Origin of the sequence: Chitinophaga niabensis (assembly GCF_900129465.1) — a bacterium.
Classification (GTDB): Bacteria; Bacteroidota; Bacteroidia; order Chitinophagales; family Chitinophagaceae; genus Chitinophaga; species Chitinophaga niabensis.
In genome coordinates this window covers 498,503-511,700 of sequence record NZ_FSRA01000002.1, presented here as the reverse complement: position 1 = coordinate 511,700, position 13,198 = coordinate 498,503, and the positions used below count along the sequence as shown (strand labels likewise).

The 13,198-nt window shown below is 46.1% G+C and carries 16 protein-coding genes; 12 read left to right on the top strand and 4 right to left on the bottom strand.

Translation table 11 applies throughout. The features are described from left to right. Positions 1 to 116 precede the first annotated feature (116 nt). Together BUR42_RS18955 and BUR42_RS18950 are read right to left on the bottom strand one after the other, a co-directional pair. Positions 117 to 443 carry a HesB/IscA family protein gene (locus BUR42_RS18955; protein ID WP_074240995.1) on the bottom strand — a complete coding sequence of 109 codons (327 nt, stop codon included), beginning with the start codon at positions 441 to 443 and terminating at the stop codon, positions 117 to 119. An 11-nt stretch (positions 444 to 454) separates the two neighbouring features. Next, positions 455 to 1,624, bottom strand: coding sequence for an IscS subfamily cysteine desulfurase (locus BUR42_RS18950; RefSeq protein WP_317044479.1), 1,170 nt, complete (start codon positions 1,622 to 1,624; stop codon positions 455 to 457). 62 nt (positions 1,625 to 1,686) lie between these two features. Between BUR42_RS18950 and mce the strand changes: the two genes are divergently transcribed. Then, a complete protein-coding gene (mce, locus tag BUR42_RS18945) occupies positions 1,687 to 2,091 on the top strand; it encodes a methylmalonyl-CoA epimerase (protein ID WP_074240994.1) in 405 nt (134 codons plus the stop codon). A 206-nt stretch (positions 2,092 to 2,297) separates the two neighbouring features. On the opposite strand, the gene BUR42_RS18940 is transcribed toward mce, so the two are convergent. Further along, positions 2,298 to 3,596 carry a UDP-N-acetylmuramoyl-tripeptide--D-alanyl-D-alanine ligase gene (locus BUR42_RS18940; RefSeq protein WP_234979716.1) on the bottom strand — a complete coding sequence of 433 codons (1,299 nt, stop codon included), beginning with the start codon at positions 3,594 to 3,596 and terminating at the stop codon, positions 2,298 to 2,300. A gap of 92 nt (positions 3,597 to 3,688) precedes the next feature. Here BUR42_RS18940 and BUR42_RS18935 point away from each other — a divergent pair, with 92 nt between their 5' ends. The 5 genes from BUR42_RS18935 to apaG all read left to right on the top strand — a co-directional run bounded on the left by BUR42_RS18935 (position 3,689) and on the right by apaG (position 6,374). Beyond that, positions 3,689 to 4,054, top strand: a complete 366-nt coding sequence (locus BUR42_RS18935; RefSeq protein WP_074240993.1) for a hypothetical protein — start codon at positions 3,689 to 3,691, stop codon at positions 4,052 to 4,054. A 19-nt stretch (positions 4,055 to 4,073) separates the two neighbouring features. Further along, the gene (locus tag BUR42_RS18930) at positions 4,074 to 4,622 is read left to right on the top strand and encodes a YceI family protein (protein WP_074240992.1); all 549 of its coding nucleotides are present in this window, start codon (positions 4,074 to 4,076) and stop codon (positions 4,620 to 4,622) included. A 15-nt stretch (positions 4,623 to 4,637) separates the two neighbouring features. After that, positions 4,638 to 5,567 carry a DUF5777 family beta-barrel protein gene (locus tag BUR42_RS18925; protein ID WP_074240991.1) on the top strand — a complete coding sequence of 310 codons (930 nt, stop codon included), beginning with the start codon at positions 4,638 to 4,640 and terminating at the stop codon, positions 5,565 to 5,567. Positions 5,568 to 5,576: 9 nt separating this feature from the next. Next, positions 5,577 to 5,903, top strand: a complete 327-nt coding sequence (locus tag BUR42_RS18920) for a hypothetical protein (protein WP_074240990.1) — start codon at positions 5,577 to 5,579, stop codon at positions 5,901 to 5,903. An 84-nt stretch (positions 5,904 to 5,987) separates the two neighbouring features. Continuing rightward, positions 5,988 to 6,374: a Co2+/Mg2+ efflux protein ApaG gene (gene apaG, locus BUR42_RS18915; RefSeq protein WP_074240989.1), complete on the top strand. Its 387-nt coding sequence runs from the start codon at positions 5,988 to 5,990 to the stop codon at positions 6,372 to 6,374. On the opposite strand, the gene gldB is transcribed toward apaG, so the two are convergent. Next, positions 6,371 to 7,399: a gliding motility lipoprotein GldB gene (gldB, locus tag BUR42_RS18910; RefSeq protein WP_074240988.1), complete on the bottom strand. Its 1,029-nt coding sequence runs from the start codon at positions 7,397 to 7,399 to the stop codon at positions 6,371 to 6,373. The two genes, apaG and gldB, sit on opposite strands and share 4 nt — an antisense overlap. 20 nt (positions 7,400 to 7,419) lie before the next feature. On the opposite strand from gldB, the gene BUR42_RS18905 reads away from it, so the two are divergent. The 6 genes from BUR42_RS18905 (at position 7,420) to BUR42_RS18880 (ending at position 13,185) form a co-directional block, all read left to right on the top strand. Further along, the gene (locus tag BUR42_RS18905; protein ID WP_074240987.1) at positions 7,420 to 8,142 is read left to right on the top strand and encodes a porin family protein; all 723 of its coding nucleotides are present in this window, start codon (positions 7,420 to 7,422) and stop codon (positions 8,140 to 8,142) included. Between the two features lie 29 nt (positions 8,143 to 8,171). Next, a complete protein-coding gene (locus tag BUR42_RS18900; protein ID WP_074240986.1) occupies positions 8,172 to 9,842 on the top strand; it encodes an NAD+ synthase in 1,671 nt (556 codons plus the stop codon). Between the two features lie 35 nt (positions 9,843 to 9,877). Continuing rightward, positions 9,878 to 11,155, top strand: coding sequence for a serine--tRNA ligase (gene serS, locus BUR42_RS18895; protein ID WP_074240985.1), 1,278 nt, complete (start codon positions 9,878 to 9,880; stop codon positions 11,153 to 11,155). A 75-nt stretch (positions 11,156 to 11,230) separates the two neighbouring features. Beyond that, on the top strand, positions 11,231 to 11,530 hold the full coding sequence (locus BUR42_RS18890) for a hypothetical protein (protein WP_074240984.1): 300 nt from the start codon (positions 11,231 to 11,233) through the stop codon (positions 11,528 to 11,530). A 63-nt stretch (positions 11,531 to 11,593) separates the two neighbouring features. After that, positions 11,594 to 12,136, top strand: a complete 543-nt coding sequence (locus BUR42_RS18885; RefSeq protein ID WP_074240983.1) for a GNAT family N-acetyltransferase — start codon at positions 11,594 to 11,596, stop codon at positions 12,134 to 12,136. 5 nt (positions 12,137 to 12,141) lie between these two features. After that, entirely contained in the window at positions 12,142 to 13,185 is a 1,044-nt protein-coding gene (locus BUR42_RS18880; protein ID WP_074240982.1) for a M48 family metallopeptidase, read from the top strand. The last annotated feature ends 13 nt before the right edge of the window (positions 13,186 to 13,198 follow it).

Below are 13,198 nucleotides of genomic sequence, written 5' to 3'. Positions count from 1 at the left end.
CAAATATAATGGCCGTCAGGGAGAAAATTATGTTAAAGAAAAAATATATTCAATGGAAAAGCCGCCCGGGAAGTATCCAGGCGGCTTTATTACTAATAAAATGTATGCTACAAAAACTATACTGCGAAGCTCTCTCCGCATCCACAGGTGCGGCTGGCGTTGGGGTTGTTGAAATAAAACCCTTTACCATTGAGGCCATCAGAGAATTCCAGGGTGGTGTTGCAGAGGTACAGGAAGCTTTTCAGGTCTGTTACCACTTTAATGCCTTTATCTTCAAAAACCTGGTCTTTAGGCTTGGTTTCACTGTCGAAATCCAGCTTGTAGCTAAGGCCGGAGCAACCTCCGCCTACTACGGAAACACGCAGGAAGGAATCTGATCCCAGTGTACCTTCTGCCCTGAGCGCTTCTACTTTTTCCTTTGCTTTATCGCTTATGAAAATCATGTCTTCTCCATTTAACTATTTAACGAACTCAATTCTCTTAAAGTATGTACGGTATCTGTCACTACCCGGATGGCAAAATCCACTTCTTCTTCTGTAGTGAACCTGCCTACAGCAAAACGTAGCGAAGAGTGTGCCAGATCATCGCTCAGCCCCATTGCTTTCAGCACATAACTGGGTTCTACAGTGGCTGAAGTGCAAGCTGAGCCTGAAGATACGGCAATTTGCCTGTTAAAACCCATCATCAGGCCATTGGCATCCGCATATTTGAACGAAATATTGCAGACATGTGGCAATCTGTGGGTGATGGACCCATTTGTACGGGTTTCTTCGAGCGCCAGCAGGGCTTTTTCCAGTTTATCCCGCAGGGCAGAAAGCCTTTTGCTTTCGGCTGCCATTTCGGCACCTGCCAGTTCACAGGCTTTGCCAAGTCCTACGATCCCCGGAACGTTCAAAGTACCGGAGCGCATGCCTCTTTCATGACCTCCGCCATCCTGCTGGGCGATCAGTTTCACCCTGGGTTGTTTGCGGCGGACGTATAATGCACCCACCCCTTTGGGACCATAGAGTTTATGGGCGGATAATGCCAGCAGATCAATATGGTCCTCCAGCATATTTACAGGGATCTTGCCAACAGCCTGCGTAGCATCCGTCAGGAACAATACTTCCCGCTTTTTAGCGATGGCACCAATTTCACGAATGGGATGGATCACCCCTGTTTCGTTATTGGCATACATCACGGCGATAAGGATAGTTTGCTCTGTGATGGCAGCTTCCAGGGCCTGGAGCTCAGGCATCCCGTTATGGTCTACCGGGAGGTAAGTGATAACTGCCCCTTGCTTTTCAAGGTGTTTGCAGGTATCCAGCACAGCTTTGTGTTCTGTTTCCGTTGTGATAATATGGTTGCCTTTGCTGCCATATGTCTCAAATACCCCTTTGATGGCCAGATTCACAGATTCGGTGGCACCTGAGGTGAAAACGATCTCTGTTTTATCTGCTCCGATCAACGTGGCTACCTGTTCCCGGGCTACGTCCACCGCTTCTTCTGCAGACCAGCCATAGCTGTGACTGCGACTGGCCGCATTGCCAAAATGAGCTGTAAAGTAAGGGATCATCGCTTCCAGCACTCTTGGATCGCAAGGAGTGGTAGCATTATAATCCAGATATACAGGCAATTTCAGCATACCACAAAATTACGATATAAGTTCTACTTTTGGGGCTCTCTATAAGCCCATCAATAATAGCTATGTTAAAAGTAGAACACATCGGGATTGCTGTAAGATCGCTTGCAACTTCTATCCCGCTCTTCGAAAAACTGCTGAATGCCCCATGTTATAAGAAAGAAGAAGTAAGCTCGGAAGGCGTAACCACCGCTTTTTTTCAGCAGGGAGAAACCAAGATAGAATTGCTGGAATCAATGATGGAGGATAGCGCTATTGCAAAGTTCCTGGAGAAGAAAGGAGAGGGCATTCACCATATTGCGTTTGAAGTAGCTGATATTCATGCCGAAATGAAAAGGCTGGAAGGAGAAGGTTTTGAGCTGATCCATAAAGTACCCAAACAGGGGGCAGACAACAAACTGGTTTGCTTCTTACATCCCAGGAGCACAAATGGCGTACTGGTAGAACTTACACAAGAAATTCAGCTGTGATAATCAGGCAGTTGAACTTTAATTCCTAAAAAATCGCTTTCCCTTTAAACCTTTTTACTTTGGTACATGTTGTATTAGAGTAAGTAGGGAAACCTACTTCATTTAGAGAAAGAATGCAAGCCACAAGGCTTTATAATACTCTAAAGTTGGCATAGGTTATGAAAACCTGTGGGTTTTTTAACTCGCAGGTTTATTTTTTTACCCCTTTAGGATTCCGGTAAAACCTTTTCCATTCCTACACTTCGTGACCCCTTCACTAAGAAATAAGTGTTCTCAAGACCCTGCTGGCGGACCCATTTTTTTGCCTCTTCTGCATTTTGCAGGAAGATATAGGGGTGGTTCACTTTGGCGAAATCCCCATCTACTAATATCACCGCTTTCCAGTGTGTACGTTGTAACTGATCTACCAGTGCCTGGTGTTCTTTCAGGCTATCTTCTCCCAATTCTTTCATAGCGCCCAGCAGGAGTACTTTCTGTTCTGCATGGATGCCTGCAAAGTTTTCAATGGCAGCTTTCATACTGGATGGGTTAGCATTGTAGGCATCCATGATAAATACATTACTGCCACGATGCACAACCTGTGAGCGGTTATTGGAGGGAATGTATCCTTCAATAACCGTTTTGATCTTCTCTGCGGGTACCTTAAAATGTAAGCCGATGGCAATAGCTGCCATTACATTCGGGAAGTTATAATCTCCTACCAGGTGAGTACTGATATGCCCTGTTTCTGTAGTTTCCAGTTCCAGGAAAGCCTTTCCGGAAATGGGTTTGCCGGTATAATCCGCTTCTCCCTGGCCATAGGTGATAATGTTGCTGATGCCTTTACTCATGTCCAGCAAATAATCATAATCGCTGCAAACAAAAGCGGTGCCGCCGGTTTCTCTCAGGTGATCATATAATTCTCCTTTGGCAATGCGTACACCTGCTTCTCCGCCAAAGCCTTCCAGGTGGGCCTTTCCAACATTTGTGATAAGGCCGAAGGTAGGAAGTGCAATGGTGCAATACCCTGCAATTTCCCTTTGGTGATTGGCGCCCATTTCAATAACAGCCATTTCTGCATCCCGGGGGATGCTGAGGATGGTTAAGGGTACGCCTATATGATTATTAAGATTACCTACGGTAGCGCAGGTACGGTATTGTGCTCCCAAAACGGTGCGGATCATTTCCTTCGTAGTGGTTTTACCGTTAGTACCGGTGATGGCAATAAAAGGTATGGAAAATTGTTTCCGGTGATGCAGGGCCAGCTCCTGCAGGGTTTGCAGTACATCATTTACCAGCATCATCTTCTCCGGATCTGTATGAAAGGCCGGATCATCTATTATTGCATAAGCAGCCCCGGCCGCCAATGCTGCTGCCGCATATTGGTTACCATTGAAGTTAGGCCCGCGCAGCGCAAAGAAAAGATCGCCCGGTTGTAATTTGCGGGTGTCTGTTTGCACGTTGGGGTGCTTTAGGTAGATCTGGTATAACTGTTCAATATTCACGGCCGGTATGTTTGGCAGCAAAAATAATTATTATCTTTCGTGAAAGGCAACCGTTCTCTATATAGTTGCGTATTTAAATCCATGAAAACCTGTATTCACCAACTCAACAGTCTATGAAACAATTATTGACCGGCCTGGTTTTTATTTTCTGCATCGGTTGTACTTCAGAAAAGGGGCCTGCCCCTGCGAGCAATCAGGTCGATTGCAACACGGCTGTGATCACCAGCGCCCGTATGTATGCCATCATACAGGAGAACTGTACCAACCGTGCCTGCCATCCCGGATCAGGATCTCCTGTGGTTGCGGACTTTTCCACCCTTGCCAGATTAAAAACGTACGTCAACGGCAATGAGGCCATGTTCCGTCTGCGGGTAACTGGCCCCAATGCGGATATGCCACAAGTGATGGCCTATCCTGCACTTTCGCGTGCCACCAGGGATTCCATTGCCTGCTGGATAGGAAAAGGCATGCCGGATTGATGAAACCAAACCAAGCTGTATGAAACAATTATTATTCCTGAGCACCTTTTTGCTGACGTGCTTGGCTGGCATGGGGCAGGAGATCTATTCCTGCAAAGCACCCAAGCTCAGCTTCTTTTCCAGCGCGCCGCTGGAAGATATCAGCGCTTCCAGCGAACGGGGTGTTTCTGCCATTAATATCAAAACAAAGGCGATCTATTTCAAAGTACCCATGAATACTTTTCAATTTAAGAAAGCCCTTATGCAGGAACACTTCAATGAGAACTATGTAGAAAGTGAAAAGTTCCCTTTTGCTGAATACAAAGGCAAGTTTGCAGAAGACGTGGATTTTTCAAAGAACGGCACTTATCCTGTAACCGTGGAAGGTGTACTGAGCCTGCATGGCGTGGAAAAATCCTATAAAGGAAAAGGGACCATCACAGTAAGGGATGGCAAGTTCAATGTGAACTCCAGGTTTAATGTTACGGTGGCCGATCATAAGATAAAGATCCCCAGCCTGGTAGTGAAGAACATTGCCGAGGTAGTAGAAGTTACGGTGAATGCCGATTATCAACCAGTTACTAAATAAATTCAAACCAACAATATGTTGCAGATCCGCATGCTCACAGCCCTTTTGCTTGTAGCGCCGGCAGTAATGGCGCAGGACGATCTTAGTAAGATGTTCGGAAAAGATTCCGTTAGCAGGGGCCCCGTGATAGCTACATTTAAAAGTACCCGTATTATCAATGGCCAGTCCAACGAAACCCTTAAAAAAGGAGAACTGGATTTCCGCGTAGCACACCGTTTTGGTGATCTGGGCGGAGAGGCAGGTGGTTCCAAGACCTTCTTTGGGATAGATAATTCTACGGACATCCGCATTGCTTTTGAGTATGGAATTACCGATCGTCTGATGGTGGGGCTCAGCCGTGCCAAGGGAAGTGGTAATTTTTCCCAGATGTACGAGGGGCTGGCCAAGTTTAAAATATTACAGCAAACCATAGATAACCGTATCCCGCTGGGCATCGCCGTTTTCGGAAACGCCGTGGTAACCTCTATGAAAAGCAGTACGGTAGAATCGGATGCTGCTTATTTTGATAATTTCAGCAGCCGTATGAGCTATACCGGGCAGGTGATCCTTTCCCGCAAATTCGGCAACATCCTGTCCCTCGCAGTGCTGCCAACTTATGTTCACCGTAATCGGGTAGTGCATATGGATGTGAATGATATGTTTGCAGTAGGTGTGGGAGGGCGTTTGCGCTTTTCCAAACGGCTGGCCCTGGTGGTGGATTACTTCCTGCCGTTCCGTGAGCAGGCCAGCAAAGATTACTTTGAGGGCCGCGGGGTTAAATTCTATAATCCATTGGGTGTAGGGTTGGAGATCGAAACCGGCGGACACGTATTCAGCGTGAATTTCACCAATTCTACCGCCATCCTGGAAAATCAATTTATCCCGGAAACCACGTCTACCTGGCTTGAAGGCCAGTTCAGATGGGGATTCAATATTTCCCGCCGTTTTTCTCTGGGTGGGAAGTAAATTGCAGGAATGGATACCATTCGCTGCCGGATCAAAGAAAACTCAACTATAGCCCGGATAGCCGCCTGGAGGATGAAGAGCCCCAGGATGGCTATCGTTTTTGGGCATGTGATCCATTTATATGGCGTGAGCCGGGAACAGTTCCTGGCCCATACCGGATGGGTACGGCATGAGGTTTGCCATGTAAAACAATACAGGGAAAATGGCTTTTGGGGCTTTTTATGGCAGTACGTGCTGGACTGGATGAGGGTGGGATACCATAATAATCGCTTTGAAAAGGCCGCCAGGCTTGCGGAGAGCAATGTTCGGGAACTGGACGGCGTAGAAATAACCTAAAGATTCGTTAAAACGAAACCCTTAGTGGAAAAAAAAGTTACAACGCGGTTATTTTCCTTATTTTTACGTTAAAGGTTGATCATTATGGTAAAGAAAGTCACCGAAGGCATTACCATCAGCGTGGAAACGTTTTACCAACCTGATTATTCTAATCCTATAGGCAGCGAGTTTATGTTTGCTTACCGGATCACAATAGAGAATAACAATACGTTTCCGATCAAGCTGTTGAGACGCCACTGGTATATCATCGACTCAAATGGCTCCCACCGGGAAGTGGAGGGAGAAGGTGTAGTAGGGGTTCAACCACTGCTGGCACCATCAGAAAGCTATCAGTATGTTTCAGGCTCCAACCTGCGTACAGAGATCGGCAAAATGTATGGCACCTATCAAATGGAAAACCAGCTGAACAAGAAAATATTTGAAGTAAAGATCCCGGAATTCCAGATGGTAGTTCCCTTCAAAATGAACTAAGGCCTGTATTTCGCCTCATTGAATATTTGTATCACATCCTTCGTACCTAATAGCTTCTCCAGCGTTACATCAGGATGTTTTTCCATGAACTTTTTTACAATGCGGTATCCTGTGAATGCACCGATCTGACCGGGAACTTCTCCTGGCAATCCCTGTGTAGATGGCCCTTCTGCTGTATAACGCACAACATCCTGCCAGTCGCCCGAATACAATAATTTGTTCTGCACAAAATGCTGCCAGATCATCTGCTCGTTCTCTTCACAATATTTCAGTTGCGCTTTCGTGTAGCCCAGCCTGATATACTCCGGTACTTCCGGTAATACTTTCTCCAGGAAGTACTGCTGCTTGCCAAGGTCTATAAAACGCTCTATCAGCTTCACATTTTCATCCCGCAGGGGGTAATAGTTCTGCTGTAATACCTTCATTACATTGGTGGTGATATTTTCCGGCGTGAATTTTCTAATCACGTAATCAGGATAATCAGGCAACATGCGATAAACCGGGAAATCTGCTCCCATGTGCATATCCAGCCCAATGGCCAATATGGAATCCACGGTGAAGGCCGCATAATTTCCGATAGCTGAAATAAAGCTGATCACCCTTGGTGCATGAAAAGCAGGGAGGTAATATTTAGTAAGGCGAAAGGCCTGTGTGAGGTCTTTTTCCAGTGGTTTGATATTGGCAAAATGTGCTTCCACGGAATCCTGAAGGCCCCGGAAGTCTTTATTGGTAAGGAACTGATGCATCTGCGGCTCCAGTAGCAGGTTGGTATCTGCCAGTGGCCCGAAGTTCATGATCTCTTTGATATAAACAGGCATGAAATCAGGATAGGTGCTATCCAGCAATTTTATACCGCTCAAAACGTTATTGGTATCAATGCGGAAAAGCTGCTCGTCGAATCTTTCTATGGTAACATTGATGGGAATATGGCTGACGTCCGGGACTTTCACTCCTGTACTGCAGCCGGAGAACAGCAACACTACTAAAATGCCACGCAGGATATTATTATTCGAGTAATTTTGCATCGCCTGTTAAAACTTTAGAAATGGTAAAAATATTGAATAAGAACGTATTATTGAAATCTTTGATCTTCTTTATCTGCTTAGCCACAGGCATGCAGGCAAACGCGCAAACATTCAGTGACCGGGTTTCCGGAGATATCGGCCGCAAGGTACGTTTTGGCTTTAAGGTCGATCCGGGCGTTTCCATTATGCGCCCGCAGGAAAACGGTATAGAACGCAACGGGGGTAAATTTTATTTCAGCTACGGGGTAATGGCAGACTTCTTCCTGGATGAATCAGGTAATTATGCCATTGCTTCCGGTTTGCAGATCAGCCATATGGGGAGTGTATTGATGTACGATGCCGGCAAAGGACTTGATAAATTCAAAGCCGCACCAACTGAATACGACCTTCGTTTACAATATGTAGAAGTACCTTTTGCCCTGAAGCTTAAAACCAATACCAACTCAGGTATAGGCATCTGGGGCCAGTTCGGAGGTTTTGCCGGTTTCCCGGTAAGGGCCAGGGCCAATGTGATCAGCGGCCTGCAAAAATTTGATAAAGAAAACGTACTACGCGATATCACCCCCATAAATGCTGGCCTGCTTTTAGGCGCCGGTATTGAATATCCGCTCACGGAAACACTCACGGGCATAGTTGGCTTCAACTTCCAGAACGGCTTTGTGGATGCCACAAAGAATGGTAAATGGAACGATGGTAAAGTAAACATCAACAGCTTTATAGTGCGTTTAGGGGTTTATTTTTAACCGTACCTTTGCAGTGTAAAAATGAACGGATGAATATCTTTTTAGCCCAGCAGAACTACCACATCGGGAATTTTGAAGCGAATACAGCAAAGATCATTACTGCCATTAAAGAGGCAGAGCAGCAGGGGGCAGACCTTGTAGTGTTCTCTGAGCTGTGTGTGTGTGGTTATCCACCGAGGGATTTCCTGGAGTTTGAGGATTTTATTGCAAAGAGCTATGCGGCTATAGACGAGATCAAAGTACATACTACCAAAACCGCAGTTCTGGTAGGAGCACCTCACAGGAACCCTGTAAGGGAAGGGAAAGACCTCTTCAATGCAGCCTGGTTCCTCTATGAAGGAGAAGTGAAACAGGTCATTCACAAAACCTTACTGCCCACCTACGATGTATTTGATGAACACCGTTATTTTGAGCCGGCATATGAATGGAATATAGTTCCTTTCAAAGGAAAGAAACTGGCAGTGACCATTTGTGAAGATATCTGGAACCTCGGCAACAATCCATTATACCGCGTTTGCCCCATGGATCACCTGATGGAACAGTCGCCCGATGTGATGTTAAATCTCTCTGCATCTCCTTTCGATTATGATCACGATGAAAGCAGGAAAGAGATCATCCGGGAGAACGTGCGCAAATACCGCCTGCCCATGTATTATTGTAATACCGTAGGTTCGCAGACGGAGATTGTGTTTGACGGAGGATCGCTGATCTTTGACGGGGAGGGTAACATCGTAAAAGAGCTGCCTTATTTTGAAGAAGCGATGGCAGGTGTGAACCTGGATACGCTGGCAAAAGCAGACATCGCCACCGCGGTACCTTTCCATGGTACTTCAGATATCACGGCACTGGAATTTGATCATAACATCCACCGCATCCACGATGCTATTGTATTAGGGATAAAGGATTATTTCGGGAAGATGGGCTTCAAGCAAGCCATCCTGGGTTCTTCCGGGGGAATAGACAGTGCTGTTACATTAGCCCTGGCAGTAACTGCTTTAGGTAAAGACAATGTAAGGGCCGTGGCCATGCCTTCCCCCTATTCAACAGAACATTCCGTAGATGATGCGGTTGCGCTCTCCAAAAACCTGGAGAACCCTTTCGACATCATCCGCATCAATAATATTTACGAAACCTTCCTGGATACGCTGGATCCCTTCTTCCATGGCCTGCCCTTTAATGTGGCAGAGGAGAATACCCAGTCCCGCATCCGCGGAAATCTATTGATGGCTTTGTCTAACAAGTTCGGCTATATCCTGTTGAACACTTCCAATAAAAGTGAGCTGAGCACAGGTTATGGTACGCTATACGGAGACATGGCAGGAGGGCTTTCCGTACTCGGCGACGTTTACAAGATGCAGGTATATGCCCTTGCGGAATATATCAACCGGGAGAAGGAGATCATCCCGCCTAATATTATTCACAAAGCTCCTTCTGCAGAGCTGCGGCCCAATCAGAAAGATAGCGACAGCCTGCCGGATTATGCCGTGCTGGACAAGATCCTGTACCAGTATATAGAACGCCGCCAGGGACCCCGGGAGATCATAGAACAGGGATTCGATGCTGCGCTGGTGGCCCGTACCCTGAAGATGGTGAATACCAATGAATACAAACGCAACCAATTCTGCCCCATTATCCGCGTGTCTTCCAAAGCCTTTGGTGTAGGACGCCGTGTACCGATCGTAGGGAAATATTTGAGTTAAAGTTATCTTTGTCCAAATCCAACAGGAAAATACAGATGTTACAGGTACAATTTATTCGTCAAAACAAAGAGCTGGTACTGGAAAGGCTGGGTGTGAAAAATTTTTCAGAACCCGCACTGGTAGAAGAAATACTGGCATTAGATGATCAGCGCAAGAAGCTGACGCTGGAATATGATGACACACAGGCGAAAGTAAATTCGGCCTCCAAAGAGATAGGAAAACTGATGGCATCCGGCGATAAAGCTGCAGCGGAAGCACGTAAGCAGGAAGTAGCTGCTTTCAAACAAGCCCTTGGCCCTATCAGTGAATCGCTGGCATCTGTAGAAAAATCATTACAGGATACATTGGTTAAACTGCCTAACCTGCCGGGTGCTAATGTACCTGTGGGTAAAACGCCGCAAGATAATGTGGAAGTGCGCGGCGGCGGCCAGAAGCCTGTATTGGCAGAAGGTTCCGTACCGCACTGGGACCTGGCTAAGAAATACGATCTCATAGATTTTGAACTGGGTAACAAGATCACCGGCAGCGGATTCCCTGTATATAAAAACAAAGGCGCCCGTTTACAACGTGCCCTGATCAGTTATTTCCTCGACTTCAACACGGCTGCAGGATATGTAGAAATGCTGCCGCCTTATATGGTGAATGAAGCATCTGCTTATGGGACCGGCCAGTTACCGGATAAAGAAGGGCAGATGTATTTTGTAACAGAGGATAACTTCTACCTGATCCCCACGGCGGAAGTGCCCGTTACCAATATTTACCGGGATGAGATCCTGAAAGAATCAGACCTGCCCGTGAAGATGACGGCTTATACTCCCTGTTTCCGCAGAGAGGCTGGTTCATATGGTAAAGATGTACGCGGCCTGAACCGTTTGCACCAGTTTGAAAAAGTAGAACTGGTACAACTGGTCCGCCCTGATCAATCTTATGCCGTACTGGAAGAGATGGTGGTACATGTGGAAAAACTCATACAATCCCTGGGGCTGCCATACCGTATCTTAAACCTTTGCGGAGGAGATATGGGCTTTACAGCTGCACAGACCTATGATTTTGAAGTGTATTCCGCAGCACAGGAAAAATGGCTGGAAGTTAGCTCTGTGTCTAACTTTGAAAACTACCAGACCAACCGCATGAAGATCCGTTATAAAGATGAGAACGGGAAGAACCAGCTGTTACATTCATTGAACGGCAGTTCCCTGGCACTTCCGAGAATTCTGGCCTGTTTATTGGAGAATAATCAAACACCTGAAGGTATTAACATACCGGAAGCGCTACAACGATATTTTGGAAGCGACCGTATAAGCAACGGTTAGATTAAATTTTAAAGCGCATAGGTTTTCTTATGCGCTTTTTATTTTATTTTGTTAACAGGTCCAAAAATGCAAATTATGAAGAAAACACTCGGTCAACTCTTTCTGATTGCAGTGGTGTTATGGGGATGCGCCAAAGGCATCAATCCTAATGACACCGCTAAAGTAGAAGCAGCATTTTCTAAGTACGAAGATTCAGAAGGTAAAACCATCTTCCGCGAGAAATGCGCAAAATGCCATGGTTACAGGATCCCTGAAACGAAAACCGCTGGTCAATGGCCTGGAATTATCGACAGAATGGCGCGCAAAGCAAAACTCACTGATGACCAAAAATCTGCTGTACTGGCTTTTGTGACCAAACATGCAAAAGCATCCTGAGTTGTAAACTAATTGATTTTGAAAGGCGGCCGCTACGGTCGCCTTTTCTATTATATTTGTAACATGCAGCACTTTCTTCCCAATGGCAAAAAGCTGGTGATCCGCGCGCCGGAAGTTTCGGATGCGCAGGCTTGCCTGGATTGCTTCCTGCAATTAACGCAGGAAACAGATTTTCTGCTGTATACCCATGAGGAAGCAAAGCGGTTTGACCTTGCTGCAGAAGAAGCTTTCATCCGTTCTTACAAGGACCATCCTGATAATCTCTTCCTGATAGCAGAAGCGGATGGAGTAGTAGTAGGTACGCTGAGCCTGAACCAGGCCCGTTTTCAGAAACAAAAACACATGGCCCTGCTGGGCATTGCCGTATTACATAAATACTGGAACATGGGCATCGGGCGCCGGCTGTTAACAGCCGCCATCCGTTGGGTGGAAGAACATCCCCACATTACTACGATACATTTTGAAGTACTGGCCACTAATGAAAGGGCCATTCAGTTATACCGCAATTTTAATTTTATTGAACATGGCCGCATACCACAGGGGCTTCAGCAAACGAATGGAAGCTGGGTAGACCTGGTGGTGATGAGTAAACGGATCAAATATTAATACCTATGCAATCCTACCAGGGAACATATTCTTACGATTCTCCGGATAATGTACAACCCGCAGAAGTAACGGTTACCAGCAAACGAATTGAGATCCATCTGAAAGATGCAGATGGTAACCCGCGTACTGTTTTCTGGTATTGGTATAATGTAGTACAGGGAAAGCAAAACACGTTGCATCATACAGGCCTTCCATTACAAACACTACATGTTCCTTCCTATGAATTCGCCGCAATTGTACTGCAACGCACTAAACGCAGACCCTCTAATCCATTAATGACCATCGCAGGCATTGGTCTTTTTATCATTGCACTGATAGCGGCAGCCTGGTTCTGGTTATTACCCTATGCTGCCGGCCGTGTAGCCAATGCATTACCGGTTGAATACGAAGTGAAGTTCGGAGAGCAATCCTACAACGCGCTCATCAAAGATTTTAAGATATTACCCCAACAAACGGAACTGGTTAATCAGTTCTATAAAGAACTGAACATATCCTCCGTTTACCCGGTGAAAATAACCGTGGTGGAAAAAACAGAAACGAATGCATTTGCCATACCGGGCGGGCACATTGTGGTGTTCAGCGGATTATTGCAACAAATGCAACATCCGGAGGAACTGGCGGCATTGCTGGCACATGAATATTCGCATGTGCAATTGCGGCATACCACCCGTTCCCTTGTACAGAGTGTAGGCACTTATGCTATGATCTCCATGGTGTTTGGTGATGTAACAGGGCTGGGGGCAGTATTCCTGGAAAATGCGCATACACTCAAAAGCCTGGAATACTCCCGCAAACTGGAAAAGGAAGCGGACCTGAATGGACTGCAATTGCTGCAACAAAGGAACATTAACGGGGAAGGATATATCTGGTTATTCAATACCCTGAAAAAGGATTCCGGTTCAGGCAGTGTTACTTCAGAATGGTTAAGCAGTCATCCCGACCTGGATAACCGGGTAAAATACGTAAAAAGCAAACTTGTTGGAGTGGCTCCCATGCCGGTTTCTGGCCCTATTCAGGATATTTGGAAGCAATTAAAAACAGACTATTGACAGCTGTTAAAAA

Coding starts and splice junctions, on each gene's coding strand:
- BUR42_RS18880 (WP_074240982.1), top strand. CDS start 12,142: ATGCAATCCTACCAGGGAACATATTCTTACGATTCTCCGGATAATGTA.
- BUR42_RS18955 (WP_074240995.1), bottom strand. CDS start 443: ATGATTTTCATAAGCGATAAAGCAAAGGAAAAAGTAGAAGCGCTCAGG.
- gldB (WP_074240988.1), bottom strand. CDS start 7,399: ATGCAAAATTACTCGAATAATAATATCCTGCGTGGCATTTTAGTAGTG.
- BUR42_RS18900 (WP_074240986.1), top strand. CDS start 8,172: ATGAATATCTTTTTAGCCCAGCAGAACTACCACATCGGGAATTTTGAA.
- apaG (WP_074240989.1), top strand. CDS start 5,988: ATGGTAAAGAAAGTCACCGAAGGCATTACCATCAGCGTGGAAACGTTT.
- mce (WP_074240994.1), top strand. CDS start 1,687: ATGTTAAAAGTAGAACACATCGGGATTGCTGTAAGATCGCTTGCAACT.
- BUR42_RS18950 (WP_317044479.1), bottom strand. CDS start 1,624: ATGCTGAAATTGCCTGTATATCTGGATTATAATGCTACCACTCCTTGC.
- BUR42_RS18920 (WP_074240990.1), top strand. CDS start 5,577: ATGGATACCATTCGCTGCCGGATCAAAGAAAACTCAACTATAGCCCGG.
- BUR42_RS18905 (WP_074240987.1), top strand. CDS start 7,420: ATGGTAAAAATATTGAATAAGAACGTATTATTGAAATCTTTGATCTTC.
- BUR42_RS18890 (WP_074240984.1), top strand. CDS start 11,231: ATGAAGAAAACACTCGGTCAACTCTTTCTGATTGCAGTGGTGTTATGG.
- BUR42_RS18930 (WP_074240992.1), top strand. CDS start 4,074: ATGAAACAATTATTATTCCTGAGCACCTTTTTGCTGACGTGCTTGGCT.
- BUR42_RS18935 (WP_074240993.1), top strand. CDS start 3,689: ATGAAACAATTATTGACCGGCCTGGTTTTTATTTTCTGCATCGGTTGT.
- serS (WP_074240985.1), top strand. CDS start 9,878: ATGTTACAGGTACAATTTATTCGTCAAAACAAAGAGCTGGTACTGGAA.
- BUR42_RS18885 (WP_074240983.1), top strand. CDS start 11,594: ATGCAGCACTTTCTTCCCAATGGCAAAAAGCTGGTGATCCGCGCGCCG.
- BUR42_RS18925 (WP_074240991.1), top strand. CDS start 4,638: ATGTTGCAGATCCGCATGCTCACAGCCCTTTTGCTTGTAGCGCCGGCA.